General features: G+C 59.2%; 33 protein-coding genes and 1 tRNA gene. 17 read left to right on the top strand and 17 right to left on the bottom strand.

The genetic code is table 11. From position 1 onward, the window contains the following. Positions 1-821, bottom strand: an 821-nt coding sequence (gene mutY / locus NZ705_10175) for an A/G-specific adenine glycosylase (protein ID MCS7293316.1), incomplete at its 3' end; no start/stop codon positions are given. A 56-nt stretch (positions 822-877) separates the two neighbouring features. On the opposite strand from mutY, the gene NZ705_10180 reads away from it, so the two are divergent. The 3 genes from NZ705_10180 (at position 878) to NZ705_10190 (ending at position 4,210) form a co-directional block, all read left to right on the top strand. Next, positions 878-1,351 (top strand): chemotaxis protein CheW, encoded by a 474-nt coding sequence (locus NZ705_10180; GenBank protein MCS7293317.1) that lies wholly within the window; start codon positions 878-880, stop codon positions 1,349-1,351. A gap of 307 nt (positions 1,352-1,658) precedes the next feature. After that, on the top strand, positions 1,659-3,344 hold the full coding sequence (locus tag NZ705_10185) for an IS200/IS605 family accessory protein TnpB-related protein (protein MCS7293318.1): 1,686 nt from the start codon (positions 1,659-1,661) through the stop codon (positions 3,342-3,344). A 560-nt stretch (positions 3,345-3,904) separates the two neighbouring features. Then, a complete protein-coding gene (locus NZ705_10190) occupies positions 3,905-4,210 on the top strand; it encodes a hypothetical protein (GenBank protein MCS7293319.1) in 306 nt (101 codons plus the stop codon). Between the two features lie 161 nt (positions 4,211-4,371). On the opposite strand, the gene chlG is transcribed toward NZ705_10190, so the two are convergent. The 3 genes from chlG to bioD are packed head-to-tail and all read right to left on the bottom strand — an operon-like array spanning position 4,372 to position 6,590. Next, on the bottom strand, positions 4,372-5,328 hold the full coding sequence (gene chlG, locus NZ705_10195; protein ID MCS7293320.1) for a chlorophyll synthase ChlG: 957 nt from the start codon (positions 5,326-5,328) through the stop codon (positions 4,372-4,374). 16 nt (positions 5,329-5,344) lie between these two features. Continuing rightward, positions 5,345-5,875, bottom strand: a complete 531-nt coding sequence (locus NZ705_10200) for a response regulator (protein ID MCS7293321.1) — start codon at positions 5,873-5,875, stop codon at positions 5,345-5,347. 31 nt (positions 5,876-5,906) lie between these two features. Then, positions 5,907-6,590, bottom strand: coding sequence for a dethiobiotin synthase (gene bioD / locus NZ705_10205; protein MCS7293322.1), 684 nt, complete (start codon positions 6,588-6,590; stop codon positions 5,907-5,909). Positions 6,591-6,626: 36 nt separating this feature from the next. Here bioD and NZ705_10210 point away from each other — a divergent pair, with 36 nt between their 5' ends. The 3 genes from NZ705_10210 to NZ705_10220 all read left to right on the top strand — a co-directional run bounded on the left by NZ705_10210 (position 6,627) and on the right by NZ705_10220 (position 8,275). Next, entirely contained in the window at positions 6,627-7,058 is a 432-nt protein-coding gene (locus NZ705_10210) for a hypothetical protein (GenBank protein ID MCS7293323.1), read from the top strand. Positions 7,059-7,126: 68 nt separating this feature from the next. Then, positions 7,127-7,612, top strand: coding sequence for an allophycocyanin subunit alpha-B (locus tag NZ705_10215; GenBank protein MCS7293324.1), 486 nt, complete (start codon positions 7,127-7,129; stop codon positions 7,610-7,612). 72 nt (positions 7,613-7,684) lie between these two features. Continuing rightward, positions 7,685-8,275, top strand: coding sequence for a glycoside hydrolase family protein (locus NZ705_10220; GenBank protein ID MCS7293325.1), 591 nt, complete (start codon positions 7,685-7,687; stop codon positions 8,273-8,275). On the opposite strand, the gene NZ705_10225 is transcribed toward NZ705_10220, so the two are convergent. Genes NZ705_10225 through NZ705_10235 form a run of 3 tightly spaced genes read right to left on the bottom strand, consistent with a single transcriptional unit; the run spans position 8,224 to position 10,166 of the window. Then, entirely contained in the window at positions 8,224-8,592 is a 369-nt protein-coding gene (locus NZ705_10225) for a 2Fe-2S iron-sulfur cluster-binding protein (GenBank protein MCS7293326.1), read from the bottom strand. The genes NZ705_10220 and NZ705_10225 overlap by 52 nt on opposite strands. Continuing rightward, entirely contained in the window at positions 8,589-9,980 is a 1,392-nt protein-coding gene (locus NZ705_10230; GenBank protein ID MCS7293327.1) for an FAD-dependent oxidoreductase, read from the bottom strand. Before NZ705_10230 ends, NZ705_10225 begins: the two co-directional genes overlap by 4 nt. Before the next feature lie 3 nt (positions 9,981-9,983). After that, the gene (locus NZ705_10235) at positions 9,984-10,166 is read right to left on the bottom strand and encodes a hypothetical protein (GenBank protein ID MCS7293328.1); all 183 of its coding nucleotides are present in this window, start codon (positions 10,164-10,166) and stop codon (positions 9,984-9,986) included. A gap of 219 nt (positions 10,167-10,385) precedes the next feature. Here NZ705_10235 and NZ705_10240 point away from each other — a divergent pair, with 219 nt between their 5' ends. Both NZ705_10240 and NZ705_10245 read left to right on the top strand, forming a co-directional pair. After that, positions 10,386-11,027 (top strand): pentapeptide repeat-containing protein, encoded by a 642-nt coding sequence (locus NZ705_10240; GenBank protein MCS7293329.1) that lies wholly within the window; start codon positions 10,386-10,388, stop codon positions 11,025-11,027. Positions 11,028-11,029: 2 nt separating this feature from the next. After that, positions 11,030-12,196: a methyltransferase domain-containing protein gene (locus NZ705_10245; protein MCS7293330.1), complete on the top strand. Its 1,167-nt coding sequence runs from the start codon at positions 11,030-11,032 to the stop codon at positions 12,194-12,196. On the opposite strand, the gene NZ705_10250 is transcribed toward NZ705_10245, so the two are convergent. Beyond that, complete coding sequence (locus NZ705_10250; protein MCS7293331.1) at positions 12,185-12,859, bottom strand: PHP domain-containing protein; 675 nt, start codon at positions 12,857-12,859, stop codon at positions 12,185-12,187. The genes NZ705_10245 and NZ705_10250 overlap by 12 nt on opposite strands. A 133-nt stretch (positions 12,860-12,992) precedes the next feature. On the opposite strand from NZ705_10250, the gene NZ705_10255 reads away from it, so the two are divergent. Beyond that, positions 12,993-13,169 (top strand): 50S ribosomal protein L32, encoded by a 177-nt coding sequence (locus NZ705_10255; protein ID MCS7293332.1) that lies wholly within the window; start codon positions 12,993-12,995, stop codon positions 13,167-13,169. On the opposite strand, the gene coaBC is transcribed toward NZ705_10255, so the two are convergent. Together coaBC and NZ705_10265 are read right to left on the bottom strand one after the other, a co-directional pair. Continuing rightward, positions 13,133-14,356 (bottom strand): bifunctional phosphopantothenoylcysteine decarboxylase/phosphopantothenate--cysteine ligase CoaBC, encoded by a 1,224-nt coding sequence (coaBC, locus tag NZ705_10260; GenBank protein ID MCS7293333.1) that lies wholly within the window; start codon positions 14,354-14,356, stop codon positions 13,133-13,135. The genes NZ705_10255 and coaBC overlap by 37 nt on opposite strands. Beyond that, the gene (locus NZ705_10265) at positions 14,356-14,742 is read right to left on the bottom strand and encodes a DCC1-like thiol-disulfide oxidoreductase family protein (GenBank protein MCS7293334.1); all 387 of its coding nucleotides are present in this window, start codon (positions 14,740-14,742) and stop codon (positions 14,356-14,358) included. The genes coaBC and NZ705_10265 overlap by 1 nt, the downstream gene beginning before the upstream one ends. A gap of 37 nt (positions 14,743-14,779) precedes the next feature. On the opposite strand from NZ705_10265, the gene aat reads away from it, so the two are divergent. Further along, positions 14,780-15,358 (top strand): leucyl/phenylalanyl-tRNA--protein transferase, encoded by a 579-nt coding sequence (gene aat / locus NZ705_10270; protein MCS7293335.1) that lies wholly within the window; start codon positions 14,780-14,782, stop codon positions 15,356-15,358. 7 nt (positions 15,359-15,365) lie between these two features. On the opposite strand, the gene NZ705_10275 is transcribed toward aat, so the two are convergent. Further along, positions 15,366-15,438: transfer RNA gene (locus NZ705_10275), tRNA-Glu, on the bottom strand. A gap of 51 nt (positions 15,439-15,489) precedes the next feature. Then, positions 15,490-16,542: a histidine kinase gene (locus NZ705_10280; GenBank protein ID MCS7293336.1), complete on the bottom strand. Its 1,053-nt coding sequence runs from the start codon at positions 16,540-16,542 to the stop codon at positions 15,490-15,492. A 71-nt stretch (positions 16,543-16,613) separates the two neighbouring features. On the opposite strand from NZ705_10280, the gene metG reads away from it, so the two are divergent. From metG to NZ705_10310, 6 genes are all read left to right on the top strand, one after another. Further along, on the top strand, positions 16,614-18,179 hold the full coding sequence (gene metG / locus NZ705_10285) for a methionine--tRNA ligase (GenBank protein MCS7293337.1): 1,566 nt from the start codon (positions 16,614-16,616) through the stop codon (positions 18,177-18,179). Between the two features lie 118 nt (positions 18,180-18,297). After that, positions 18,298-18,894, top strand: a complete 597-nt coding sequence (locus NZ705_10290; protein ID MCS7293338.1) for an NYN domain-containing protein — start codon at positions 18,298-18,300, stop codon at positions 18,892-18,894. Further along, positions 18,860-19,783, top strand: a complete 924-nt coding sequence (lptC, locus tag NZ705_10295; protein MCS7293339.1) for an LPS export ABC transporter periplasmic protein LptC — start codon at positions 18,860-18,862, stop codon at positions 19,781-19,783. The genes NZ705_10290 and lptC overlap by 35 nt, the downstream gene beginning before the upstream one ends. Next, positions 19,780-20,454, top strand: coding sequence for a bifunctional demethylmenaquinone methyltransferase/2-methoxy-6-polyprenyl-1,4-benzoquinol methylase UbiE (gene ubiE, locus NZ705_10300; protein MCS7293340.1), 675 nt, complete (start codon positions 19,780-19,782; stop codon positions 20,452-20,454). Before lptC ends, ubiE begins: the two co-directional genes overlap by 4 nt. Then, positions 20,454-21,662, top strand: coding sequence for a nickel pincer cofactor biosynthesis protein LarC (gene larC / locus NZ705_10305; GenBank protein ID MCS7293341.1), 1,209 nt, complete (start codon positions 20,454-20,456; stop codon positions 21,660-21,662). The genes ubiE and larC overlap by 1 nt, the downstream gene beginning before the upstream one ends. Next, positions 21,643-22,428: a hypothetical protein gene (locus tag NZ705_10310; GenBank protein ID MCS7293342.1), complete on the top strand. Its 786-nt coding sequence runs from the start codon at positions 21,643-21,645 to the stop codon at positions 22,426-22,428. The genes larC and NZ705_10310 overlap by 20 nt, the downstream gene beginning before the upstream one ends. Here NZ705_10310 and NZ705_10315 read toward each other — a convergent pair. Then, a complete protein-coding gene (locus NZ705_10315; GenBank protein ID MCS7293343.1) occupies positions 22,425-22,685 on the bottom strand; it encodes an RNA-binding protein in 261 nt (86 codons plus the stop codon). The two genes, NZ705_10310 and NZ705_10315, sit on opposite strands and share 4 nt — an antisense overlap. 196 nt (positions 22,686-22,881) lie before the next feature. Between NZ705_10315 and NZ705_10320 the strand changes: the two genes are divergently transcribed. Beyond that, positions 22,882-23,298, top strand: a complete 417-nt coding sequence (locus NZ705_10320; GenBank protein ID MCS7293344.1) for a hypothetical protein — start codon at positions 22,882-22,884, stop codon at positions 23,296-23,298. Here NZ705_10320 and NZ705_10325 read toward each other — a convergent pair. The 4 genes from NZ705_10325 to NZ705_10340 form a co-directional block, all read right to left on the bottom strand. Further along, positions 23,293-23,919, bottom strand: a complete 627-nt coding sequence (locus NZ705_10325; GenBank protein MCS7293345.1) for a Uma2 family endonuclease — start codon at positions 23,917-23,919, stop codon at positions 23,293-23,295. The two genes, NZ705_10320 and NZ705_10325, sit on opposite strands and share 6 nt — an antisense overlap. After that, positions 23,909-24,574 carry a Uma2 family endonuclease gene (locus NZ705_10330; GenBank protein ID MCS7293346.1) on the bottom strand — a complete coding sequence of 222 codons (666 nt, stop codon included), beginning with the start codon at positions 24,572-24,574 and terminating at the stop codon, positions 23,909-23,911. The genes NZ705_10325 and NZ705_10330 overlap by 11 nt, the downstream gene beginning before the upstream one ends. Next, positions 24,571-25,026 (bottom strand): TldD/PmbA family protein, encoded by a 456-nt coding sequence (locus NZ705_10335; protein ID MCS7293347.1) that lies wholly within the window; start codon positions 25,024-25,026, stop codon positions 24,571-24,573. Before NZ705_10335 ends, NZ705_10330 begins: the two co-directional genes overlap by 4 nt. After that, positions 25,020-25,833: TldD/PmbA family protein (locus NZ705_10340; protein ID MCS7293348.1), on the bottom strand; the 814-nt coding region annotated here is incomplete at its 5' end. The genes NZ705_10340 and NZ705_10335, both read right to left, overlap by 7 nt.

Raw genomic sequence — 25,833 nt, forward strand, 5'->3', positions numbered from 1 at the left:
ATGCAGGCTTCGACCGTTTCGCCCGGCTCTACCTTGCCCCCTGGAAATTCCCACAGGTTGGCTAACAGACCCGTCGGCGGGCGCTGGTCAATCAGCACCTGGCCCTGGTCGTTCCAGATCACCGCCACGCCAATGGTGCGATGGGGGATGGGTTTTCCGGCTTCGCGCATCGGTAACACCTCCTGTTGCTGGGTGTGAAAGGCTTGGCATCGGGGTTGCCACGGGCACTGGAGACACTGGGGCTTCTGGGGCAAACACACGGTGGCTCCCAGGTCCATCAACGCTTGGTTAAAGTCGCGTGGGTTTTCTGGGTCGAGCAGTTGGGTCGCCAAGGTCCACAGTTGTTTCTGGTTCCGGCGCGGGGGTATCTCTAGAGCAAATAGCCGGCTCAGGACGCGCTGGACATTGCCGTCGCAGATGGGATAAGGGAGATTAAAGGCGTGGCTGAGAATTCCCCCCGCCGTGGTGCGCCCGATGCCCGGCAATTGCACGAGTGCAGCGAAATCCTGAGGCACTTGTCCCCCGTAATCCCGCAGGATGACCTGGCAGGTTTGGTGCAGGTACTCGGCGCGGCGGTAATACCCCAGCCCTTCCCAGAGCTTGAGAATGTCTTGCCGTTGCGCCTGGGCACAGTCGGCAAGCGTAGGCAGCGTGGCCATCCAGCGCTGGTAGTAGGGGATAACTGTGTTCACCTGCGTTTGTTGCAGCATGAACTCGGATACCAGCACCCTGTAGGGCGTTGGGTTGTCTCGCCAGGGCAACGCGCGACCATGGTGGACATACCAGCGCAGCAGCTGCTGGCGATACCAGCAAACGTCCATTGCTTGGGGGTTCTAGGCCGTTAGGATTATAGAGAAATTTCGGCAAAGGTTCCCTGATGACGGACACGCTGTTGTGCTTGAGCTTTCACCTGGCTCCCGACACGCTGGCTTTAATTCCGGCGCGGGACTGTTTGGAGGTCATGCCCCTGGCGCGAGACCAGGTAGTGCCGATTCCCGAGATGCCGCCAGCTGTCATGGGCGTGACCAACTGGCGCGGGGAAGTGCTGTGGCTCGTGGATTTGGCCTATGGATTGGGTTTTGCCCCGTTGCCAGAACTCTATCCGTTGCAATCGAGTTACTACGCGCTGATTCTGATGCCAAGGGACCAGCGGTTGGGCGTCGTCGTGGCGCAGGTGGGTCAAATACTGACCTGTCCCTTAAACGAGGTGCAATCCCCTCCTGGCACGACGCTGACAGCAGCTCTCGCCCAATGCCTGCGCGGTTACTGGTTAACGAATGACAACCGGACGTTCCTAGTGTTGGATACGCAGGGGCTGGTGGGGGCATTAGCGACTTCTCAAAAGCGCTGAACACCAATTACTTGCCGGAGCATCCCTGGCGAGACCTGTCCATAGGGACCGCGCTCTATAGAAAACTTACAGATGGTACAGCCATTTCAAGCAAGTTTGAGACATTTTTTCAGTCAGGAGAAATAGTAACAATCCCTATCCCCATCGAATGTTTGAGGTAGCCACTGTTCTGGATCAGCGAAAAAGTGTCTCATTATTACCCACGGCCACCAAGGGTTGCTCTAACCTTCCCTAATTCGCCAGGGGTTGATAACTGTTTAATGTTTTATGTACGCTTATATAATCTAGCCATGAAATTGAGTGAGTGGTGCCAGCGGTTGTGCGTCTGACATTGAGCTACCAAGCACGGATTGCCACAACCCCAGACCAACAGGCGGTGCTAGCCGCTTATGCAGCGTTATTTGGGCGAGTTGAGCGGTCTCTCTTTGCCGCGATGGTCGCTGGGCGGGACGAAAACCAGACAAAACGGAAATTCCTGCAACGGTTTGGTGTCACCGCTAGACAATTCAACAGTGCACGTGTGGAACTAGAAGGACGCCTACAAGCTGTCAAAGAAAGTCAGGCAACAGAGATTGAGCAGTTGCAGCAGAAGATACGTCAAGCACAACGGGTCATTCAGCAGGAAAAACGTCGGTTCGTCTTGCACCAAAAGCAACGGCGCTTGGCTAGGTTGCAGAGTCAACTGGCGCGTCTGGAAGCCGATAGGCACAGTGGCAAGATACGGCTGCGTTTCGGTTCCAATCGACTGTTTCGCCAGCAGTTTGCTCTGGCGGCTAATGGTTATGCTTCTCACGCGGAATGGTTAGCCGACTGGCGGTTTAGCCGTTCTCGACAGTTTTTCGTACTTGGTAGTCAGGATGAGACAGCCGGTAATGTATCATGCCAAGCCGTACCGGAAACGGACGGGACGTTCACGCTTTATCTGCGCGTGCCCGATGCACTCGTGGAGCAGTTTGCTAACTGTTTGTCTCCTGGGCCAGAGCAAAAAGGAAAGAAGGTCTACCTGAAGTTAACGGGCCTTCGGTTTGCCTATGGTCATGACCAAATTGTGCAAGCGTTACAGGGGGTGAAGCTGCAAACCACTACTCGTAGCGGCAAAGCCACGACCAAGCGAATTGGCACACCCGTCAACCACCGTTTCATCCTGGATGCGCGTGGTTGGCGTGTGATGGTCAGTGTTGAACCGATGCCACCAGAGCCGGTGACCAACCGAGCGGCTGGTGCTATCGGCGTAGACATCAATGCCGACTACTTAGCCGTAACCGAAATGGACCGGTATGGGAACTGGGTAGAGTCTTGGCGGTTTGATTTGCCCCTGTACGGCAAGACGACGGGTCAAGCGCAAGCCATCATTTTGGAAGCCTGCGCTCAAGTGGCTCAGTTGGCGGCAGAAAAAGGAAAACCTTTAGTTGTGGAAGAGCTTAACTTTCAACGGAAACGAGCACAGCTAGAGAGTGAATCACCCCGCCGTTGCCGTCAGTTGTCGAGTTTTGCTTATCGTAAGGTTTTGACCGGTCTCAAGTCCGCTGCGTTGAGAGCGGGGGTGGAAGTGTGTGAAGTGAACCCAGCCTACAGCAGTGTTATCGGTGCGGTTAATTACGCCAGGAAACTTGGCATTTCACCCCATCTCGCCGGGGCGTTGGTGTTGGCCAGAGGAGTTTTGCGCCTGAGTGAACGACCCGCTTGCCGGGGGACAGTCGTTGTTCCCTGGCGAGACGGCCATGTCACCTTTTCCCTACCTGTAAGGAATCGGGAAAAGCATGTGTGGTCGTTCTGGCGGGCCGTTGCTCGGACGCTAGCGGCGGTTGCACCGCAGTCACTGGGTCGTGTGAGTCTTCGACCGCCACCCGTCGAAGATGACCGGCCACCTGGCCATCCGGATGCATGGTCTGAGTGCAGCAGTGACTTGCCGGTGAGACTCCGGCACGCTCCGCTCCTGCAGGTGGCGGGAGAAGTTGCTGGGAGTACCGTTCGCCCAGCAGCCTGTGGATAATTGTCCATGGTTTTAGGAACGGCACTACGAGAACTGTCTTGGTATGACGATTGCGAGCATCAGTCGAAACAATACAATTAACACTGGACGCTTTTTCGTGTCGCCGATTCGACGTAGCGCTTTTACCGAGTAAATTTCGCCCTGGTAGGGAAAAGCGTCAACTCCAGTTGTTAGAAACTGCATCATGGGGAGTAGCCTTTAGTCCTGCCAGGGGGCTTCTTCGTCCCAGCTCGCTATTGCTGTAGCTTCGGTCATTTCTACCCAGTTGGTCTCTGCTTGCCCAGAAATGCCCGTAATTGGTGTTCCACCTGCTGGGCATACCATAACCTCAGTTCCAGCGCCGCTAAAAGCTGTGCATTTTGGCTCAGAAGTAGACATGCTGGTTGCATTCATTGCGACTTCTCAGCATACCCAAGATGCGGTCGCACGAGCGCCAAATACTTTTAACGCAGAGAATGATAGGAAAACCTATCACCCCGTGACCCTAGAACACGACAACTATAGGTGATCCAGCCATAGCGCGTTACACTGGTCAGTAGATGAATGGGACGGGCAGAAAGATGCAAGCTGAATTACCGCCGCAGGAGTTTCAAGCACAGGTTTTGGCTGAGCTTCGTCGCTTGGACACCGAATTTCGCAATCTCAACAACCGCCTAGATAGTCTCGAAAACCGCATGAGCAGTCTTGAGAACCGCCTGGACACCGAGCTACGGGAAATCAAAGAACAACTCTCCCGCATCCGGTTTGAAATGGAAATCTCTCAAAAAACAGGAGAACGATTAGAGCGGTTAGCCACTTCGCTAATTGCTGGAGCAACCATTGCCGTGATTGCTGGCGTCATCTTGAGCGTTATTCGTACTCTGTAATTTGTAGGCTAAGCCAACCCAACAAGATGGCACCCTACGGCCCAAGTTTGCTCAGAGAGAGATTGCGAAGGAACTGCACTTTACGACCTTGGGGATAACAAACGTATCAGAAAACATTAGGAAGCCATCATCGTGGAAACATCTTAGGTTCCGGTTCTGCTTTATGCCCGTCCCAGGGCCAATCCCACCACGAGCATTCCCAACACGAAAAAGGGCTGGGCGCTGGCTTGATACTTCACATCGTTTTTTAAGGGGTCGCGCAGGAAGTACATATCCTGAAATGTGATTTGGGGAATGACCAATAGCAGCAGCAATGCAGCATAGAGTTGTTGACCAATAGCAACCAGATAGGCCGCTACCCCGATTTGAAACAGGTCAATCATCGCCACGCTGATCCAGGCCGCCGTCTGCACTCCAAATTGCACCGGCAACGAAGCCAGCCCTAGCGCTCGGTCACCCTCAATACTCTTGAAATCGTTGACCACTGCAATGCCCAGGCCCGCCAGGCTGTAAAACAGGGTCAACGCTACAATCGTCGGATTCAGCGTTCCAAACAGAGCATGACCCGCGCACCAGGGCAACGCAATGTAACTGGCCCCCAGAGCGTAGTTACCCAGCCAGCCATTTTGCTTCAACTTCAAGGGGGGAGCTGAGTAGATGTAGGCCAAAACAGCGCCGATGACGGCAATGACGGTAATCACGGGCCAAGAGTGCCCCGCCCACTGGTCCAATACCCAGGCCAGCCCCAAACCGGCCAGTAGCAACAGCCCAATCTGAGCAATGACTTCCTTTAAGGAAATAGCTCCTGAAGGAATTGGGCGGTAGGGTTCGTTAATTGCATCAATCTCCCGGTCAAAAAAATCGTTTAGGGTTTGGGTGTAGCCGGTCATCAGCGGCCCCGCGAGCACCATGCACGCCAGAACCTTCAACACGTCCTCCACGCGCCAGTGAAATCCCCCTGAGGAGGCCGCCCCACACAGCACTCCCCACATCAACGGAATCCAGGTGATGGGTTTCATCAGTTGCAGCCGCAAGCGCCACCTGGGGACATTCTGGACTTGCGCCCCCTTCATCCCCAGCATTTGCCGCACTTGGGCCTGGTTTGGCGTCTCGCTCATCTCTGGCTTCTCCCCCCTAGGACCCTGCAGCAGACAGGTGCTCTTGCACCCAGGCGCGCAGAGATTGGAGTTCCGCCTTGAGCTGGGCCACTTCGGTTTCGAGGGCACGGACGCGGGCTTCCATATCGGCGCTCACGGGTTTGACGGGTGCGGTAGGGATGCGCTTCGCTCGTTCTGCGGCAAGGCGGGTCGCTTGTCGGATGGCTTCAAACAGTTCGTTCTTCTCAAAGGGCTTGGCGACAAAGGAGAAGTAATCAAAGGGTTCCGGCACCTTTTCCACAACTTCCTCCTTGCGCCCTGACATGACCACCAGGGCCATGGTCTGGAGCTGCGGGTCCTGCTGAATTTTTTGGAAGACTTCCCACCCGCCCATCTTGGGGAGAATGAAATCCAGCAGCACCAGGTTGGGGTGGTGTTCCCGGATCATATTCATGCCTTCAACGCCGTCGCGGGCCTCCAGCAGTTCCAGCCCTTCCTGGGGCATCATTTCCCGCACCCGCATGCGAATGACCCGACTATCGTCAATTACCAAAACTTTTTTGGTCATAACGCCCCACCGCTTGGCTCCCATTTCCGATTTAAGCACATTTCCACAGGGCCGCAACGTTCTCCATTAGCGTCAAACCGGCCTTTTTCAAAGCGTCTCGGTCATAGATATCGGCCACGTGGGGAACATAGCCCCACACCGGCACCCTGGTCAACCGCTGGATTAATCCCACCGGCACCCAATCCTCCCGTTGCTCAGGGGTTAGGGGTTGCCGCTCGTTCAAGACAATACCCGCCAAGGGTGCTCCTGTCTGCCGCGCAAGCGCCACCTGGGCGACGGTTTGCCCAATCGCTCCCAACTGCGCCGGCACCACCAGCAGCGTGGGCAAGCGCCATTGGGCAGCTAAATCCGCTACTGTCCACTCCCAAGTCACAGGCGACCCCAGACCTCCAACACCTTCCACCAGGACGCAGGGGTAGCGTTGCCGCAGGCGGGTCAACTGTTGCCAAGCCAAAGCCAAGTCAATCGAACGGCCTTCCCGCGCCGCCGCTAGCGGGGGAGCCAAGGGCGCCGCAAAGTACAGGGGATTCAATTCTTCAGGCGTCTGGTCAAGAGACAGCACTTGCTGGTAATACTCCCGGTCGCCTGGTCCTGCCTGCACCAGTTTGATGACCCCGACTTTCCCCAAGGCCAGAGCTAGGGCCGCTGTCACCACCGTCTTCCCACAGCCGGTGTCGCTAGCGCTGATAAGCAGGCACTGACCATGCGCGTCCATTGTCCCCTATCATAGCTATTAGCGTGGCAAGGCTCCATGATGAAACGATGGCTGCTGGGCGTGGCGGTAGGTCTTGGTAGTGCCATCGCTTTGCCGTTAGGGGCACAACCGAATCCGCCTCGGGGTGGCCCCCTAACCATCACGTCCGATGTGCAGGAGGCCAACGCCCGCACAGGGATTTTGATTGCTCGGGGCAATGTGCGGCTGGTCTATCCTAGCCGGCAGATGGACGCGGTTGCCGAAATGGCGGAGTACGACACCCGTCGCCGCATTATTACGCTGCGGGGCAATGTCTTTATCCAGCAGGAAAGCAATACCCTGCGGGCGGAAGTCGTGACCTACAACATTAACACCGGCCAGATTGAAGCCCTGCCGGCCCCGAAAAAGCAGGTGCAGTCGGTCTACGTCATCAAAGAAGACCCGGAAAAGCCAGCGCCCCAAATCAGTCCCGCACCAACACCGCCTTGACCCCTTGCAGGTGGGAGCTATTCCTTCCTAAAGTGGAACAGGTGGCTTTATTCGGCGAGGGACGGCCTATGGCGCTAGTAGCACAAGTTATTGCCCAGGCAGACGAGGAACTGCGTTACCCCAGCAGCGGAGAGTTGCAGGCCATTCGAGATTTCTGCGCGACCGGGGAACAACGGCTGCGGATTGCGGCTATCCTAGCGGAGAATGAGAAAAAGATTATTGACAAGGCGGTGCAACAACTCTGGCAACTGCACCCAGACTACATCCAGCCCGGCGGCAACGCCTATGGCCAGCGGCAACGCGCCTTGTGCCTGCGGGACTACGGCTGGTACCTGCGCCTGATTACCTACGGGATTGTGGCGGGGGATAAGGAACCCATTGAAAGCATTGGTTTAATTGGCGTGCGGGAAATGTATAACTCTTTGGGGGTGCCGCTGGTGGGCATGGCGGATGCAATTCGCTGTTTGAAAACGGCGGCCCTGGCGCTCCTGGACGAAGACGATGCGGCCCTGGCGGCGGATTACTTTGATTACGTCATCCAGGCAATGTCTTAAAGCCAAAGGTCGTTGGCCGGTGTGAGAAGAAGCGGCCCACCGAAACGGTTTTGGGCGGGTTTCGTCTTGGGAATGGGTCTTGGGAGCTGGCCGCTGTGGCAACCGTCGCTGTGGCTGCACTGGCTGGCTCCACCGCTGGCGATGCAGGGCGGCGACCCCCATATTCGGGCTTTAATGCGCACGATTGGGGTGAGCGAGGCCCATGGCCCCCATCCCTACACGCGCCTGTATGGGGGAGCGTCCATCACCGACCTGCGCCGCCATCCCAACCGCTGTATCGCCATTCGTCCTGGCTGGTGTTCCACTGCCGCTGGGCGTTACCAACTCCTGTCCACTACCTGGTCCGAGAAAGTGCGACGCTACCACCCCCGTCCCGACACCGCCGACTTTAGCCCCGTATCGCAGGACGCAGTGGTGTATCACTGGCTGCGGGACCCTAGCGCCTGGAATCTAGACATTGCCGCCGCCTTACGACGGGGGGAACTGACGCTCGTCCTGCGCGAACTGTCGAGCACCTGGACTAGTTTGGGGTATGGCGCAGAGTCCAACTGCTGGACGCCCTGGTTGCCGTGGATTTACCAGCAAGTGCTGCGGGAGGAACTGGCCCAGACTCAATCGCCCTCCAGCGGCAATCCCCGCCGCACCCGTCCCTTGCCGAAGTAGCGGCCAAACTGCAACTCGTACAACTCGTCTTCGTCCTGGGTCGCCAGCTCCAAATCCGAGCGAGCATAGCCCACGCACAGCAACCCATAGCCCTGCGCTCGCACGGCTGCTGACAAACCTAGGGCCTCCGGTTGGGCCAACTCGCCCGAGAGTACCCGCACCCCGCACGTAGTACAGCAACCGTTCCGGCAGGCAAAGGGCAGGACAATCCCTTGGGCCTCGAGCGCCATCAGCACGTACTGGTCGTCGGGCACCTGGGCGCGATATGTGCGTCCCCGTTGGCGGTCATGGACTGTGACCTGGTAGTAGTGGGTCATGCCAAGCACGCTCCTTGGGCGATCAACCGCTGGCGCAACTGCACCCCATCCACCTGGCGTGGGGGTAGGTTCTGGTCAAGGGACATCGCCATCGCCACAGCAGCAGCCTCCCCCATCGCGCGGCAATTGGACTGCACCCGCACCGACCCCTGGGCGGCAAAGGTCGCCGACAGGCATCGTCCCGCCACGAGCAACTGCTCGACCCCCAACGGCACCAGACAGCGGTAGGGAATCTCATGGTACTCCCCCGGCGGCAGGTGGGTCAACCCTGGTCGCTGGTCCTTGGTCGGGCGATGGATGTCAATCGGGTAGTTGTTGCGGGCGATGGCATCGGGAAACTTGCGCGCTCCCAGGACATCCGCTTCCGTAAGCAGGTATTCCCCCAGGATGCGCCGCGACTCCCGCACCCCCACAAGCGCCGCTCCCATGACCACATAGGACGCCTCACACCCGGGCAAATAGCGCCGGCAAAACTGCCAGTAACGCCGGATCGCCTGCCGCCCTCGGATCTGGGCCTGGGTCAAATGCCAGGGATTCGTGCCGTCTACCTCGCCGCTGATGCGCGGGCAATTGAACGCCAGTTCCCCCGGTCGTCCCGCCACGGTAAACACCTGGAAGTACTCCCCGTCCTCGGGCAACAGCACCCCGTCGGCCACCGCCTGGCGAAACAGGGGTTCTAGGGGCCAGCCCCGTCCCCAGACCATCGCCGTATGGATCAACGGCACCTGCGAGCCTTCCGCCTGCTCCAGAATCTCATGCCGTCCCAGGCCCCGGAGAAACTCGGCAAACCGCGCTAAATCCACATTCCCCAGGTGAAACCGCACGGAAAAGGGCTGATTGTAGCCGGTCTCCGGGTCGCCGCTCTGGAAGGGGGCGCCCGCCCGGTAGGCCACATCCCCATCGCCGGTGGCGTCAATCGTGCGTTTGGCCCAAATCACGCCTCGCCCCGCCTTGTTGGTCACAACCACGCCCACCACGTGCCCGTCCGCCACCAGGACGTCTTCAAACCACGTGTAGTACAAAAGCTGGGCGCCACTGGCGAGGGCCATGTCCTCCAACAGCCACTTGAGGGCTTCTGGGTTAAACCAGCCCCGGTTGCCGTCTCGCCAGACGCCCGATTCCCCCAAGTCGTTGAGCCGCCGGTTGATTTCCGCATCAATCCCACCGTTGAGAGGCGCTCCCTGCAAGTGGTTAGGCATCATGGGCGTGACCAGTGCCCCGGTTTGCGTGCCCCCTAAATACCCCAACTGTTCCACCACCAGCGTCCGATACCCCGTGCGTCCAGCGGCAATCCCAGCGACGGCGCCAGCAGTTCCGCCACCGACCACCAGAATATCCACCTCGGCCAGGCAAGGCAGATCCGTCACTGCTTGAGGGGATAGAGCCATGCGTCAACGCAACAATGACGGCGGCGGCGGTGGAGCATCCTGCTCCTGATTGCAGCCTTTCCAGGCTTCTCGCATCGCCAACAGGGCAATTTCTAAGGGCATTTCGGTCAACGTCTTGCGGAAATGAAACTTCAAACCCGCAATCAGTTCCCGCACTTCCGGCGGAAAAGGTGCTTTAGTTGACATGGTTTGGGGACGGGTGTCCACAGCCTCAGCCGGCAAAACATACGTGGGTTCATATTTGTATTTTGTCACGGAGACCACCGGGCGATAAGAAATAGTTGAATGAGCTGTCAAGTTATGACCCTGCTAGTTCAGTTACAACCTTCCTTCTGACCACAACTCCCGTGACCTTCACAAAACTTAACAACTAGCGGGATGGGCGGCAACGGTTACAATGGCGGTATGGTGCGTCAATCCTTGCTCCAGCGGTACGCCCAGGGCGAAACGAACTTCCGGCGCCTGGATTTAGCGGGAGCCGACCTGACCGGCGTAGTTTTGGCGGGTGGGGATTTACGAGAAAGCGACCTGCAGCGGGCAAACCTGCACGGAGCGAACCTCAGCCGCTGTCGGTTGCAAAAGGCGAATTTGCGAGGTGCGCGGTTGACCCTGACCAACCTCCAGCGGGCCGACCTGCGGGAGAGCAACCTCAGCCTGTGTTTCCTGGTGGGCTGTGACCTGCGGGGGGCCAACCTGCAGGGTAGTGACCTGCGCAGCGCCGTGTTGGACCAACCCCGTCCCTATCTGTCGCGCTGGCTAGTCTTGGGCCTCAATGTCCTAGCGTTCCTGGCGACGCTAGGCTGTGGACTTTACCGGCATTGGACAGCCGCGCTGGGATTGGTGGGGCTACTGGTGCTCGGCAATGGGGCGCTGATGCGATGGCGGAGTCCCACCGCCGCAGATTTGCGGGGCGCCGACCTGCGGGGCGCCAATCTCACCGGCGCGCGACTATGGGGAATGTATCTGCTGGGCGTGCGTTGCGAAGGGGCGATTCTCCCCAACGGTCAACCCTACCGTCCTTGGTACAACTGGTTTCCCTGGGATTGACCATGACCGACGCCATTACCCAAGCGGTCCAGAATCTCTACGATACCTACCCGTTTCCCCCAGACCCCCTGACCGACGGCCCACCCCCTGGCTACAACTGGCGGTGGTGCGTACCGGCGGCGCACCATTTTGCCTTGGGCTGGATACCTCGGGAATGGGGGGCGTTGTGCATTCTGGACGCAGGTTGTGGGACGGGTGTCAGCACCGATTACCTGGCCCACTTGAACCCCACGGCGCAGGTCATAGGGATTGACCTGAGTGAAGCAGCGCTGGCAATTGCCCAGCAACGGGTCGAGCGTTCCGGCGTGGCCCACCGCGTCCAACTGCGCCGGCTGAGCCTGCTGGAGGTGGGTCAATTGGCCCAATCCTTTCACTACATCAACTGCGTGGGGGTGCTGCACCATTTGCCCAACCCCAAAGCCGGGCTGCGGGCCTTAGCGGAAGTGCTGGCGCCAGGAGGGCTGATGCACGTATTTGTGTATGGGTTCTGGGGACGCTGGGAAATCCGGCTGCTGCAAAAGGCCATCCGGCTCCTACAACCGGCTGGGAGCGACTACCGCACCGGTGTGACCATCGGACGGCAATTGCTGGCCCATTTGCCCCCGGATAACCGGCTGGTGCGGCGGGAGCGGGAACGCTGGGCTTTGGATAACGTCCACGACGCCACCTTCGCCGACATGTACGTGCATCCCCAGGAAATTGATTACACTGTTGAGACGTTGTTTGAGCTGATTGCCGATGTAGGGTTGGAGTTTCTGGGGTTTTCCAATCCCCGCTACTGGCAGTTGGAGCGACTGCTAGCTCCGCTACCGGAACTGCTGGCGACGGCCCGCACGTTACCTATCCAACAGCAGTACGAGTTGGTGGAGGCCCTAGACCCCGAACTGAGCCACTTTGAATTTTTCCTGGGACGTCCACCCCTGCAACGGGGGTTGGCGGATTGGTCACAGGCATACCCATTGCGCTCGACCTGTCTGACCGGTTGGCCGGGGCGCTCCCTATTGGACTATGACTACCAACCGGTGGATTTAACGCCCCTAGAGTACGAACTACTCCAGCACGCCACCGGGGAATGGACCGTGAACGAATTGCTGAGCCGAGTACCGGGCGCGACGCCGGAACAGGTCCGAGATTTGCAACAGCGGCAATTGCTCTGGTTACAGGCGTAAACGGATGCTGCGCCCGTGGGTGTCGGTGCCACAAGTCACCCAGAGGCCATGCACTCGGCTGAGGTGCAGCACCGTGGCTGTCTGCTCCGGACTAGGCCGCCAGGGGTCGGGGTTATGGTAAGCGTAGTAGGCTTCGACCCCGTCAATGCCCAGCGCTTTGGCCGCCGGGATCAACTCGCGGGCGGGTTTTTTGTAGCGCTCCGGGTGGGCCAGCACCGCCAAACCGCCTGCGCTCTGGATTGCCTGAATCACTGCCGCCGCCGGATAGTCATCCCCAAGGGGCGTGGTGCCCTGGATGTAGGGCGCCATCCGGCTGTGGTCCGGGTCAAAGCCGTAGCCTAGGATATGCACCTCCACCCCCAGTAGGTCGCAACTGATTTCAATCCCCGACCAGAGTTTGGGCTTGCGGTTCCCTGGCAGGCGCGTGAGATAGCGATAGGCCTGTTCGTAGCCGCTGACCTGGTGGTGGTCCGTAATCGCCAGCCCCTGCACCCCGTAGGCGATGGCCTGGTCAATCACCTCCTCCGGCTCTAAACGACCGTCCGAATGCACCGTGTGCAGGTGAAAGTTGTACACAGCTGGGCAACTGCGTGGGTGCAATCCCGCCCAGGCTTCCTTGAGTTCCTTGACCGTTGGCCGCTGTGTGATGAGGGTTGCCGTCATGCCGCTCCCCACCAAACGTAAATCTTTATTAACATTCGGTCTCTAATAGCATAACACGCTGGGCAAGGGCGCAAACGGTGACCGGCCAGGGATGATATATTGGAAAATGTTTTGCCTTTCTTTAAGGTGGCCTATGGCGGTCCCCAAGAAGAAAACCTCCAAAGCCCGCAAGCGGCAGCGCAAGGCCGTGTGGAAGCGCCAGGCGGTGTTCGAAGCCCAGAAGGCCCTGTCCCTGGCTAAGTCGATCTTGACGGGGCGCTCCCGCAGTTTCTATTACCCAACCGCCGACGAGGCGCAGGAGGAAGCGTAAAGCTCGCGGGCGGCCTCCAGAATCTGGTGGGCGAGATGGAGTTTGGGGGTGCGGGGCCAGACGCGGCGCTGTCCCAGGCGGTCGAGCCATAGACCCTGGTTATCGGGACTGTCGAAGCCCACGCCGGGAACATCTACAGGGTTTGCCACGATGGCGTCCAGGTGTTTCCGTTGGAGTTTTTCCCGGGCGGGCGTTTCCAGGTCGCCAGTCTGGGCAGCAAAGCCGATGAGCAATTGGTCAGGGCGTTTGATTTGCCCCAGATGCTGCAGGATGTCGGGGGTTGGTTGCAGCGGAAGACAGTCCGGCAACGCCTGCTTGGGGAGCTTGGTGGCGTGATAGGTGGCTGGTTGCACATCCCCAACAGCGGCGGCCATGAGGCACCAGTCGTGGTCGGGAAAGAGGTCGCGGACCGCTGTGGCCATTTCCTGCGCGCTGCCGACGCGGATGACCTGGGTCACCTGGGGAACTGGCTGGGTGACGTGGGCGTGGATAAGGGTCACGCGGGCACCTCGGCTCTGGGCGGCTTGGGCCAGGGCAAAGCCCATCCCGCCACTGGCTGGATTGCTCAAAAACCGCACCGGATCCAGGTATTCTCGAGTTGCGCCGGCGGTGACCAGGATGCGGTGGGGCTGCAAATCCCGCTGACCCCCTGTAAGCAACAGGGAGTTCACCCAAGCGTCAATTTCCCAGGGTTCCGCCATCCGTCCAGGCCCGACTGCATCACAGGCTAATAGACCTGCCCGCACCCCCACGCTGTGGAACCGCGGCCAGGCCAGGAGGGTTTGGTAATTATGCTGAACCGCAGGCTGCGCCCACATGGTGGCATTCATCGCCGGCGCGACTAGTACGGGAGCTGGGCTGGCCAACAGGGTGTTCGTTAGGAGGTCCTCCGCTAGGCCGTGTGCGACTTTGGCAAGCAGGTTCGCCGTCAGAGGAGCCACGACCATGACCTCGGCCCACTCCCCCAACTCGATGTGCAACGGTCGGCCTGTGGGTTGCCACCAATCGGCATCGGTGTAGGCGGGCCGGCGGCTGAGGGTGCTCAGGGTCAAGGGGGTCACAAACTGTAGCGCCTGGGACGTCAAAACCACCTGCACCTGGTGACCTTGCTGCACCCACTGGGAGACCAGTTCACAGACCTTGTAGGCGGCGATGCCCCCGCCGATGCCCACCAGAATCCGGCCCATCAAGAAGCGGGGACCCGATATACCTCCTCCCGCGTCCCAAACCACTCATAACGGTGGTCACGGATCTGGGCATAGCAGGCATCACCCAGCGCCTTGAGACCGGGCAACTGTTGATACAGGGCCACCAGCGGCTCCATTCCAGGAATCAACGTCGCCAGTTGCTCCAGAGCAGCAGTTCCCTGCCAGCGACGCTCCGGCTGGTTGCCATCAATCAGAATCACTCCTTGGTCACAGTCGGCTGGGGTCACGCCCCATGCAGCCAGCGCCGTTTCATCCTGCATGGGGAGATAGCGCAGCCACCGCCCCTGCTCTAAGGTGTAAAGTGCCGCCACCCAGCCGCTGCAGAGCCGGCACCGACCATCGTAGATAATCAAATACGAAGGCATAGGTTTGTTTCCCAGGCACTGCTCTCCATTGTAAGTAATGCCCAACGATGTAACGTGGGTGCTCCAGGGCTATCGCCAGGGGTATTTTCTCATGGCCGATCCCGTCACCGGCGCCCTGGGTTGGTATCGCAGCCGCGAACGGGCCCTGATTCCTTTGGATGACCGCTTCCATTGCCCCCGTTCCCTGCGCCGCAAACTCCATCGCTTCCAGGTGCGGGTCAACCGAGACTTTGCCGGCGTCGTGGCCGGATGCGCCGACCGCCCCGCTACCTGGATTTCCGACGAGTTACAGGGACTCTACAAACAACTCCACCAGGCGGGGTACGCCCACAGTTGGGAGACCTGGGATGGCGACACCCTAGCTGGAGGCGTGCTTGGCATCGTTATCGGCGCCGCCTTTATCGGCGAATCCATGTTCCATCGCGTCACCGACGCCTCCAAAGTGGCCCTAGTGACCCTGGTACACTACCTGCGCCGCCAGAACTTCCTGCTGTTTGACGCCCAGGTGATGAACCCCCACCTGGCTCGCTTCGGCGCTTACCTGGTCTCCGATTGGGAATACGAACAGCTGCTGAACAAAGCGGTCCAGCAGCCCCAACGGCCCTTTGAATTGTAGTGTAGAATACCCCCAAGGGAATTCGAATCCCTGTTACCTCCGTGAAAGGGAGGTGTCCTAGACCACTAGACGATGGGGGCACGCGCTTGCCGCATTTATTACCTTAGCGAATCGGTCAGGACCTTGTCAATTTAGGGGCGGTACACCGGCAGGGTGAAGTGGAAGCGGCTGCCCCGGCCTGGTTCGGATTCCACCCAAATCCGCCCGTAATGGGCTTGGATGATTTGACGACAGACGGCAAGACCCAGGCCATAGCCGCTAGAGTCCTGGTTGAGGCGCGTGCTGGGTTCAAAAATCCGTTCCTGGTCCGCCAGGGGGATGCCAGGGCCGTTGTCGGCAACTGTCACTTGCACCTTCAGAGTTGTGCTGTGCAAGGTACTGATGTGGATATGTCCGCCAGGCGGGGTGTACTTGCAGGCATTGTCGAGAAGGTTGTTCAACACGCGCCGCAAGGCGTCGGGGTCGGCAAACACCGGCGGGCAAGGTTCGGCGATGTCCAGCTCCAGGGTGTGTTGCCGACTGGCTAGGAACGTTTGAAAACTCTGCGCCACCTGTTGGATGATCTCCGGCAACTGGACCGCCTGGGGATTGAGTTGCAGGACTTTCTGCTGGTTGCGGCTGACCTGGAGGATGCTAGTGATCAGCCGGTCCAGGGTTTTGACCTGGTTGCGGGCCTGCTGGAGCAGTTGGGGAGCCAGTTCCTGCCGCTGGGGTGCCATCTCCAGGGTTTCCAGGGCAATGCTCACCGCCGTCAGGGGATTGCGCAGGTCGTGAGCCAGCATCTCAATCACCTGGTTGCGAAACTCGACCTGGGCCGCCAACTGGCGAATGGTGAGCTGGGCGCGAGCCAATTCCTCCTCCAAACGGGCCACGTCCGGGCTGGTGGCTGCAGGCGGCGGTTGGCCATTGGCTTCCGCTTCGGTTTGCCAGCGGGGCCACCAGTAGTCCACCTGCTCCAGTAAATCGTTGCCCGCCAGCACTTGTCGCGGCTCGGGATAGGCTTTCACCAGGGCCGGGGTGGCCACTACTCGCAGGCGCTCGGCCAGGTAGGGTTGCTCGCTCACGTCTACAATTTGCAGGGCATCCCTTGGACAACCCAAGGCCTCCAGCCGCTGCTGCAACTGCTTGATCTGGTCGCGGTGGGTGGTTTTGCTGGTAAACAGATACACCTGAACCGAGGCCATAGCGCAACTGGGGTGTAGAGAATTACAATTCCACTTATTACCAAGATAGAAGACCGTTGCCCGTCCCGGTTATGGCCCGCTTTAGTCTTACCACGCCCCTATACTACGTCAATGCGCGGCCCCATATTGGCAGCGCCTACACCACGATGGCGGCAGATGCGCTGGCGCGGTTTGCCCGCCTGCGGGGCGACGAGGTGCTCCTGGTGACGGGTACGGACGAGCATGGTCAAAAAATCCAGCGCACCGCCCAGGAACAGGGGTTGCCTCCCCAGGAACACTGCGACCGGATGGCGGCGGAATTTCAAGCCCTGTGGCAAAAGCTCAACATCCAGTGGCACCGCTTCAGTCGCACCACTGACCCCCGCCACGGGGTGATTGTCAAGGAATTTTTCCTGCGGGTCTGGGAGCGGGGGGATATTTACCTGCACCAGCAGCAGGGCTGGTACTGCGTCGCCTGCGAAGAGTTCAAAGACGAGCGGGAGCTGTTGCCAGGTCGCTACTGCCCCCTGCACCCCACGCTCCAGGTGGAATGGCGCGACGAACCCAATTACTTTTTCCGGCTATCGCGCTACCAGGCGGCCCTGGAGCAACTCTACCAAACGCAACCAGATTTCATCCAACCGGAAACCCGCCGCAACGAGGTGGTCAAGTTCGTCGCCCAGGGCTTGAACGATTTCTCCATTTCCCGCCTGCATCTGGACTGGGGCTTTCCAGTGCCGGTGGACCCCCAGCAGGTCATTTATGTGTGGTTTGACGCTCTGCTAGGCTATCTCAGTGCCCTGCTGGAACCCGACGAACCTCCGAGTTTGGCGGCGGCGGTGCGCACCTGGTGGCCGGTGGATGTGCATCTCATTGGCAAGGACATTTTGCGGTTCCACGCGGTGTACTGGCCGGCGATGCTCATGTCGGCTGGCTTGCCCTTGCCCAAGCGCATTTTTGCCCACGGCTTTCTCACCAAAGACGGCCAGAAGATGAGCAAGTCCCTGGGGAACATTGTGGACCCCTTTGCCCTGGTGGAGGCCTACGGCAGCGACGCCTTGCGCTACTACTTTTTGAAGGAAATTGAACTGGGCAAAGACGGGGATTTCAATGAGGAGCGGTTTGTGCAGATTGTGAACGCCGACCTGGCCCACGGGCTGGGGAATTTGCTCAACCGGACGCTCAAGCTGGTGCATAAGTACAACGGCGGACGAGTGCCGTCGCCTGGGGCCTTGCCCGACGACCCCCTGGCCCAGATGGGACGGGAGCTGGGGGAACAGGTGGCCCAGGCCTACACCGCGCTGGCGCTCCACCGGGCCTGTGGGCTGTGCCTGGCATTGGTGCAACGGGCCAACCAGTGGATTGATGAGCAGGCGCCCTGGCAGTTGGCCAAAACCGGTGACTCGGCGACCCTAGCGAGCGTGTTGTATAGCCTGCTGGAGGCGGTGCGGTTGGCGGCCTACCTGCTCAGCCCGGTGATTCCCCAGACCAGCACCCGCATCTATCGCCAGTTGGGCTATGACGTCGATTTTGACCAAGTTTTGCCGCTGGCATTTACCGAGCAGAGTCGTTGGGGTGCCTTACCCGCCGGTCAAACGGTGGCGACGCCGGAGCCGGTCTTTGCCCGCTTGGAACTCCTGAAACTAACAAAATCCTAACGTTTGGCGGGGGTGACCAGATTTCTCTGGTAAGGTTATAGATGCTATCCCGAGCCTGTTTTCGGGGGTTTGATTCATTTACCCACTGTGGATTAAAACGATGTCTGGCGTAGATAATATGGGTTTGTTTACGCCCCAACAGGTCCTAGAAAACCGCGGTCGCATTGCTATCTTTATTGACGGTTCCAACCTGTTTTATGCGGCGCTGCAGTTGGGGATCGAAATTGACTATAGTAAGTTGCTGTGTTATTTAACGGGGGGTTCCCGTTTGTTGCGGGCTTTTTTCTACACCGGCGTCGACCCGACCAACGAAAAACAACAGGGATTTTTACTCTGGATGCGGCGCAACGGTTACCGGGTGGTGTGCAAGGAGTTGGTGCAGTTGCCCGATGGGTCGAAGAAGGCCAATTTGGATGTGGAAATTGCGGTGGATATGTTGTCGCTGGCGGGGTTCTACGACACGGCAGTTTTGGTGAGCGGCGATGGGGATTTGGCCTACGCCGTGGATGCGGTGAGCTACCGGGGGGTAAGGGTGGAGGTGGTGAGCCTGCGCTCGATGACCAGCGATAATTTGATCAACGTGGCGGACCGCTACATCGACCTAGAGACGATCCGGGATGAAATCCGCAAGGCCCCTCGTCCGACGGCCTATCGCCTGGTGGCGGAAACAGCCAACAGCAATGCCACCAACAACAGCACTGAACCGGCGAACTGAACGGGCTCTCTGGGGTGCCCTGCTAGCCCTAGGGTTGGCGGGTTGCCGAGTGCCGGAGCGCCCCTTAGAACCCGAAGCCCCGCCGGAAGCATCCCAGCAGTTAACGTTTGAATCCCTGAACCTGCACCAGGTGGACAAAACCGGCCAGACGGTCTGGAAGCTGCAGGCCCAGAAGGCGGTGGCGGATGTGAGAACACGGCGGGTGACGGCCCAGCAGGTGGTGGGCAACATCTACAGTCAGGGGAAACCCCGCTACCGCGTCCGGGCGGCCCAGGCGGTGGTGCAGCAACAGCAGGAGACGCTGACGGTGCAGGGGGACATTACCGCTGAAGACGTGCAGGACCCGACGGTGATCAAGGCGCGTTCGCTAGTGTGGCGCCCGGCCCAGCGGGAAATCCTGCTGCAAGGGAACTTGGAATTCCGCCAGCCGCAGCTACAGGTCCAGGCCCAGGAAGCGACGATTCGCCTGCGGGACAATCGCCTGTCGGTGCGCCGGCGGGTGCAGGTAACTAGCCGGAAACCAGTGCTCCAGATCAAGGGGGAAGCCCTGGATTGGCAATGGCGCGATGGGCTGGTGCAGGCGCGCCAACCCGTGCAAATCCTCTACACGCCGGAGCAACTGGTGGTCAAGGCGGGAGTGGGCCTGATGGATTTTCCCCGCCAAGTGCTGCGGTTGAACCAGGGAGTTGAAGCGGTGCATCGGCGCGGGCGCTTGCGGGCACAGGTGGTGGAATGGCGCATCGCCCAGCAGGACATCATCGCCAGCGGTGATGTGGTGTACACCCAAACCGACCCCCCCCTTACGGTCAGCGGCGCCCAGGCCCAGGGGAATTTGGCCACGCGACAGATTCGGGTAACGCGGGCGCGGACGCAGGTGAGACTGGAATGACCGATACCCAGGCGCTGTTTAATCGGATTGCCCGTCACTACGATGCGCTGAACAACTGGTTGAGTTGGGGCCAGCACTGGATTTGGAAGCACATGGTCATTGGCTGGGTGGACCCGCAGCCGGGAGAGACGGCGGTGGATCTGTGCTGCGGCACGGGGGACTTGACAGGACTGTTGGCGCGCAAGCTGGGTAAGACTGGCCAGGTCTGGGGGATTGACTTCGCTGAAGCGATGCTGGCAATTGCCCGGCGACGGTACGCTCACTGGCCCATTCGCTGGCACCAGGGAGATGTGATGCAATTGCCCTTCCCTGACGCGACGGTGGACGTGGTGACGATGGGCTATGGGTTGCGTAACCTCCCGGACCGGCGTGGCTGCCTGCGGGAAATCTACCGGGTGTTGCGACCAGGAGGCCGCGCGGCGATTCTGGATTTTCATCAACCGGCGCATCCGTGGTTGCGGGCGTGGCAAGCGTGGTACTTACAGCAGGTGGTGGTGCCGGTGGCCAGCGGGTTGGGCCTGGCGGATGCCTATGCCTACATCTGGCCGAGTTTGCAAACCTTTCCTCCTGGTGAACAGCAAGTGGCGTGGGCGCGCGATTGCGGGTTTGATGCCTGTCATTACCCCATTGCCAGTGGTTTAATGGGGGTGTTAGTCCTGCGCCGACCGTGATGGAACGTGTAGCCTACTTTGATTGCCCCACGGGTATTGCCGGCGATATGTGTCTAGGGGCGCTGGTGGATGCCGGTTTACCAATGGAGGTCTTGCAGCGCGAATTGCAGGGTTTAGGCATGATAGGGGCCTTTACCTTGACGGCAGAGACGGTACAGCGGCAAGGGCAACGGGCAACTCAAGTGCAGGTCCATCCGCAGCAGGCGCAACCTTCCCATCGGGATTGGGCTGACATTCGCCTGCTCTTGGCTGAAGCGCGTCTAGCGGAACCCGTGAAGCGGTGGAGTCAGGCCATTTTTGCCAACCTGGCCGTTGCGGAAGGGGCGGTGCATGGGGTGCCGCCGGAACAGGTGCATTTCCACGAGGTGGGGGCGGTGGACGCCATCGTGGACATCGTGGGCACCTGCATCGGTTTGCATTACTTTGGCGTGACCCAAGTGTATTGCTCGGCGTTGCCCTTGGGTTCGGGACAGGTGCAAACGGCCCACGGTCGGCTGGCGGTGCCTACCCCAGCTGTGTTGTACCTTTGCCAGGCCAAGCAGGTTCCCATCTACGACAACGGCCTGAAGGGCGAATTGGTCACCCCAACCGGTGCCGCCATTGTCACAACGCTGGCCCAAGCGTTTGGGTCGCCCCCGCCGATGCAGTTGGAACGGGTTGGCTGGGGAGCCGGCACCCAGGAGTTGCCGATGGCGAACGTATTGCGGCTGTGGTTAGGGCCGGCGCCGGTCGGGGCCTTCACTGAACCGGTAGTGGTGTTGGAAACCCAGATGGATGACCTGTCGCCCCAGGGGTTGGCCTACGCCTGTGAACAGTTGCTGGCCGCCGGCGCGTTGGATGTCTGGAGTCAGGCCGTCACGATGAAAAAGGGGCGACAGGGAGTGTTGTTGCAGGTCCTGTGCTCGCCGGAGCGGGCCAATGCCTGTGAAACGATTCTCTTTAGGGAAACCACCACCCTAGGCGTCCGTCGCCGGTGGCTGGAGCGGCGGGTTTTACCCCGACGGTTGGTGACCGTCTCCACCGAATGGGGCGACGTGGCCGTGAAGGTGGCCGAAGCGGAGGGTCGGCTGCTAAACGTGCAGCCGGAGTACGAGGACTGTGCTCGCATTGCCCGCACCTATGGACTACCGTGGAAGCAGGTGCATCAACGGGTCATGCATCGCTTCTGGAAACGGTGGGAGAACGCGGATGCGCAAAACCCTAATTAACCTGCTGGTGGGCGGTGTGGCCTTTGCGGGTGTTATCGGGCTTCAGATGCAGCGGCAAACCTGGCTGGTCACCCAACAGCAGAATAACCTACCCCTATGGCGGCAACAGGAGGTCCAGACCCGCACCCAATTGCGCCTGTGGCGGGAGCTCCCGGGGTTCGGATGGAACAACCTCATTGCCGATTGGTGGCTCATTCAATTCAACCTCTACTTTGGCGACGACGAAGCGCGTACTGCTCTCGGTTACGGGTTGGTTCCCGACTTTTTCGAGGTGATTTTGCAGCGGGACCCGCGTTTTATCCGGGCCTACCTCTTCCTGTCCGTTAGCGGCTCGCTCTATGCCGCCGAACCGGAGCGCAGCATTCAAATTGCCAGCCGCGCCATGCGGTTCCTGACGCCCGACGTTCCCGGTTCGTACTACCCCTGGATGTACCGGGGCATTGACGAGATGTTATTTTTGGGGGATGGCCGGGCGGCAAGACGTTCCTTCCAGACCGCCGCGGCTTGGGCCAGCCAGTGGGACACGCCGGACAGCCAGGTCGTTGTCAAGCGCGCCAGCGCCTCTGCAGAACTACTGCGCAAAAATCCCGATAGTCGGGCCGCCAAGGTCATCGGCTGGGCCAGCATCCTAGAGTATGCCACAACCCCCCGCGTACAGGCCCTTGCCATTCGCAAAATCCTGGAAGCGGGTGGACAAATCCGCCAGACGCCTGACGGGCAACGCTACATTGTCTTACCTCGGGACGTGCAAGAGCATTTGCGCTAGAAGCGCCGGTTATCGTCACGAGGCCGGGCCTTATTGACGCGCAGTTGCCGCCCCATCCACTCTGCACCGTCTAAAGCGCTGATTGCCTTTTCCTCGTGGTCATCCTCCACCATTTCGACGAAGGCAAATCCCCGCATTCGACCAGTTTGCCGGTCTATCGGTAACGTGACCCGTTTAACTGGCCCGTATTCAGAAAAAACTTCCCTCAGGTCCTGCTCAGTGGCCTTGAAGGACAAATTACCGACGTAAATAGTCATAACCCAAACCCAAATCAACAATCCATTGCCGCAATGGAGTCAGCAAAGCCAAATCCAGGGGGCAGATGGCGGAACCAAGTTCATCATAACCGGTCCTGTCAAGTCTGTCAGGGGGGCTTGCTTCATGTTTCTTTACGACTTAGGGTCAAGGGTAATGCTTGTTAAGATAGGGGCAGGATGCGCCGGTGCGCTAGCCATGTCCGATACGGTTCCCATTCCCCTGTACCCCCAAAGTACGCTGTTGCATCAATGTCAGGCCGGCCAAGACTTTGACCGAGTGTACGGCACGACGGATTTACTGCCGAAGGTGGTAAATTTTTATAGCCGGTGCTTGGGTGAACCTCAGGAGTTAGAGGCGCGGGCTTTGAAATTTGTGGAAGAGACCATTATGCCCCAGATGAATCAGATCTCCTGGGTAATTACTCGCATGCAAGAGGACATGATTGTTTACCACCGGTTGGGGTTGACGCCGGTTCTTAAGGGACCCCATGTAACAGTTATGGGAGCGACTTCGGACAAGATTGCAGTGGACCTGGGAGCGCAACCCTACAAAACCCTGATTTGTATTGGTCAAAAGCGAATTTTCCAAACCACGCCCCTGCGATCCCTATAACGTATCGGGGTTGATTCCCTGCGCGTGCAACTTCTCAAGTAACGCCAAATGCCTTTGCCGTTCCTGGGCCAGTTCTGCCGGGGTGAGCAATTTTTCCCCACTATCCAGCCGGTAGAAATCAATCAAGGGGCCGTTGGGGACCAAGCGCAGTTGTAACACGTGACTAATGTTGTCCGAGATAATGTGGTAATCATCGCCAATCAATTGATAGCCCACCAGCGGCGGGTTCAAGCACTCCCCACGCGGGTCAAACAACCAATACTCCGGGATTTCCATCGCTTCGTAGAGGTCTTTTTTATCTCCCTGGTCTGCCGCCAGGGTTTGGGCTGATGTCATCTCAAAAATGACGGTTGGTGCGCGTCCTTCTTCCCAGGTTTGGTAACTATCGCGCTCGCCCGGCGTTACCCCCAAAATCACCATCACATCCGGCAGCACCCGCAATCGGGGAAGCCCCCGCGCGTAGTAGAGAAACCGGTTGGCCAAAACACAAGCCGGCTGATTAGCGAGATACTGGCGCAAAACCTCCCAGGTCACAAACATGGCGTATTGGTGGGCGTAGGTTTCGGCGGCAGGTTCCCGCGTTTCGATGTAACTAATCACGCGCTCCGGGTCATAGGGCATCGGGGTCGATTCCTCTAGCGCGCAGTTTTTCGATGAGTTCTAATCGCAGTTGCCGTTCGCGTTCTTTTTCGAGACGTTCCTGTTCCCTAGCCTGGGCCAATTCTTCTGGGGTGAGTAATTTTTCCCCATTATCCAGGCGGTAGAAATCAATCAAGGGGCCGTTCGGCACTAGGCGCAGTTGCAGAACCTGGCTAGTGTTATCGGAAATCGCACTGTAACGGTTCCCCACCAACTGATAGCCAAGCAAGGGGGGATGTAACCATTCGCCTTTGGGGTCAAATAACCAGTATTCCTGAACGCCTATCGCTTCATAGATTTGCTTTTTTTGCTGCTGGTCTTTTTGACGGGTTTGAGCCGATGTCATCTCAAAAATCACCGCTGGAACTTGACCTTCCTCCCAGATTTTGTAACTGTCCCGGCCTCCAGGCGCCACCCCAAAAATCACCATGACATCAGGAGCTACCCGCAACTTGGGAAACGCCTGGGCATAGTAAAGAAACTGGTTGGCCAAGACGGTTGCCTGTTGCCCGGCGAGGTACTGGCGCAGGATTTCCAGCGTGACAAAGATGGCGTACACATGGGCGTAACTTTCCGCCACCGGTTTGCCATCCCCACTCGGGTAGTGAATGGCTTTGGCAACCGTCGTAGCGGTCACGAGCGCCCTCCAATCACCACATTTTTGATGCGCACATGGGGGCCGCCGACGCTCACTGGCAGGGGAGATTGCCCAGCTTTGCCGCAGCCGCCATTGCGATAGACGGTGTCGTTGCCGATGGCTTCGATGTCCTTCAGGGTTTGGAACACATTGCCGCTCAGGGTCACATCGCTCACCGGTTCCGCCAGTTGCCCGTTGCGGATCATAAAGCCCTCAGCAGCGGCAAAGGTAAACAGTTCTCCATTCGTCTGGCCCCCCAGCATGCGCACGCAGTACACCCCCAGGTCAATGTCCTGCATCATCTCGGCCAAGGTATAGCGCCCCGGTTCAATGCCGGTATTGGTCATGCGCACGATGGGGGCATAGGTTGCCGATAAGGCCCGCGCATTGCCAGTGGGTCGCTCGCCCATTTTGCCTGCCGTTTCTCGGGAGTGGAGCCGTTGCGTTAGCACGCCGTCCTTGATGAGATACTTCCGTTGCCCGGCACCCCCTCATCGTCGTACTTCAGAGAACCCGGCAACCCCGGCATGGTCGCATCGTCCACTACATTCAATTCGGGAATCGCCACCTGCCGCCCTAGTTGCAGTAGCTCTTGCAGGCGGGGGTTCTCGTACACAAAATCGGCTTCGGATAAATGCCCAAACGCCTCATGGATAAAGACGCCCGAGAGATAGGGGTCAAGAATGACCGTGTACTGCCCGCCCTTGACCGGTTGCGCCTCTAATTGCCGGATGGCCCGCTGCGCCGCTTCCAGCACCTGCTGGTCAATCCCCACCACCACGTTGTAGTCCGAGCGGGAATGCACCGATTCATAGCCCTGGCGCACCACCAGTCCTTCCCCCCGCGCCACCACGCCAAACATCCCCGACACATCCAAGCGTTCCTGAGCCAGGTTGGTGCCAGTAGATGTCACCAGGTAGGTCACCCCAAACCGTTCCCGGTAGCTGACGCTGGTGGTCTGGATGCGGGGGTCATAGGACAACAGCAGGTCGTTGTAGTGCTGGAGCAATGCCCGTTTTTCCGCCAGAGGCACTGTGCGGGGGTCGCAGGCAATTTCTGCTTGGACGTAATCCACCACCGGTTCGACGGGGGCCAACTGAGTTTGTTCGTGACCAATCAACCGCGCCTGCTCGACCGCTTCCTGGACCCGCTCGGCCAGTTCGTCCAGTCCATTAAACGTCACAAAGCTCCAGCCGCCCCGGTAGCAGGCCCGAATGCCCCCCGCCAGTGACAACGCCCGGTCCACCGCATCAAACCGT

The sequence above is a fragment of the Gloeomargarita sp. SKYB120 genome (assembly GCA_025062155.1).
In the GTDB taxonomy this organism is placed as follows: domain Bacteria; phylum Cyanobacteriota; class Cyanobacteriia; order Gloeomargaritales; family Gloeomargaritaceae; genus Gloeomargarita.

Excerpts from the sequence above, each read along its gene's own strand:
- NZ705_10180 (MCS7293317.1), top strand. The coding sequence starts at position 878 with ATGACGGACACGCTGTTGTGCTTGAGCTTTCACCTGGCTCCCGACACG.
- NZ705_10190 (MCS7293319.1), top strand. The coding sequence starts at position 3,905 with ATGCAAGCTGAATTACCGCCGCAGGAGTTTCAAGCACAGGTTTTGGCT.
- chlG (MCS7293320.1), bottom strand. The coding sequence starts at position 5,328 with ATGAGCGAGACGCCAAACCAGGCCCAAGTGCGGCAAATGCTGGGGATG.
- NZ705_10200 (MCS7293321.1), bottom strand. The coding sequence starts at position 5,875 with ATGACCAAAAAAGTTTTGGTAATTGACGATAGTCGGGTCATTCGCATG.
- bioD (MCS7293322.1), bottom strand. The coding sequence starts at position 6,590 with ATGGACGCGCATGGTCAGTGCCTGCTTATCAGCGCTAGCGACACCGGC.
- NZ705_10210 (MCS7293323.1), top strand. The coding sequence starts at position 6,627 with ATGATGAAACGATGGCTGCTGGGCGTGGCGGTAGGTCTTGGTAGTGCC.
- NZ705_10215 (MCS7293324.1), top strand. The coding sequence starts at position 7,127 with ATGGCGCTAGTAGCACAAGTTATTGCCCAGGCAGACGAGGAACTGCGT.
- NZ705_10220 (MCS7293325.1), top strand. The coding sequence starts at position 7,685 with ATGGGTCTTGGGAGCTGGCCGCTGTGGCAACCGTCGCTGTGGCTGCAC.
- NZ705_10225 (MCS7293326.1), bottom strand. The coding sequence starts at position 8,592 with ATGACCCACTACTACCAGGTCACAGTCCATGACCGCCAACGGGGACGC.
- NZ705_10230 (MCS7293327.1), bottom strand. The coding sequence starts at position 9,980 with ATGGCTCTATCCCCTCAAGCAGTGACGGATCTGCCTTGCCTGGCCGAG.
- NZ705_10235 (MCS7293328.1), bottom strand. The coding sequence starts at position 10,166 with ATGTCAACTAAAGCACCTTTTCCGCCGGAAGTGCGGGAACTGATTGCG.
- NZ705_10240 (MCS7293329.1), top strand. The coding sequence starts at position 10,386 with ATGGTGCGTCAATCCTTGCTCCAGCGGTACGCCCAGGGCGAAACGAAC.
- NZ705_10245 (MCS7293330.1), top strand. The coding sequence starts at position 11,030 with ATGACCGACGCCATTACCCAAGCGGTCCAGAATCTCTACGATACCTAC.
- NZ705_10250 (MCS7293331.1), bottom strand. The coding sequence starts at position 12,859 with ATGACGGCAACCCTCATCACACAGCGGCCAACGGTCAAGGAACTCAAG.
- NZ705_10255 (MCS7293332.1), top strand. The coding sequence starts at position 12,993 with ATGGCGGTCCCCAAGAAGAAAACCTCCAAAGCCCGCAAGCGGCAGCGC.
- coaBC (MCS7293333.1), bottom strand. The coding sequence starts at position 14,356 with ATGGGCCGGATTCTGGTGGGCATCGGCGGGGGCATCGCCGCCTACAAG.
- NZ705_10265 (MCS7293334.1), bottom strand. The coding sequence starts at position 14,742 with ATGCCTTCGTATTTGATTATCTACGATGGTCGGTGCCGGCTCTGCAGC.
- aat (MCS7293335.1), top strand. The coding sequence starts at position 14,780 with ATGCCCAACGATGTAACGTGGGTGCTCCAGGGCTATCGCCAGGGGTAT.
- NZ705_10280 (MCS7293336.1), bottom strand. The coding sequence starts at position 16,542 with ATGGCCTCGGTTCAGGTGTATCTGTTTACCAGCAAAACCACCCACCGC.
- metG (MCS7293337.1), top strand. The coding sequence starts at position 16,614 with ATGGCCCGCTTTAGTCTTACCACGCCCCTATACTACGTCAATGCGCGG.
- NZ705_10290 (MCS7293338.1), top strand. The coding sequence starts at position 18,298 with ATGGGTTTGTTTACGCCCCAACAGGTCCTAGAAAACCGCGGTCGCATT.
- lptC (MCS7293339.1), top strand. The coding sequence starts at position 18,860 with ATGCCACCAACAACAGCACTGAACCGGCGAACTGAACGGGCTCTCTGG.
- ubiE (MCS7293340.1), top strand. The coding sequence starts at position 19,780 with ATGACCGATACCCAGGCGCTGTTTAATCGGATTGCCCGTCACTACGAT.
- larC (MCS7293341.1), top strand. The coding sequence starts at position 20,454 with ATGGAACGTGTAGCCTACTTTGATTGCCCCACGGGTATTGCCGGCGAT.
- NZ705_10310 (MCS7293342.1), top strand. The coding sequence starts at position 21,643 with ATGCGCAAAACCCTAATTAACCTGCTGGTGGGCGGTGTGGCCTTTGCG.
- NZ705_10315 (MCS7293343.1), bottom strand. The coding sequence starts at position 22,685 with ATGACTATTTACGTCGGTAATTTGTCCTTCAAGGCCACTGAGCAGGAC.
- NZ705_10320 (MCS7293344.1), top strand. The coding sequence starts at position 22,882 with ATGTCCGATACGGTTCCCATTCCCCTGTACCCCCAAAGTACGCTGTTG.
- NZ705_10325 (MCS7293345.1), bottom strand. The coding sequence starts at position 23,919 with ATGCCCTATGACCCGGAGCGCGTGATTAGTTACATCGAAACGCGGGAA.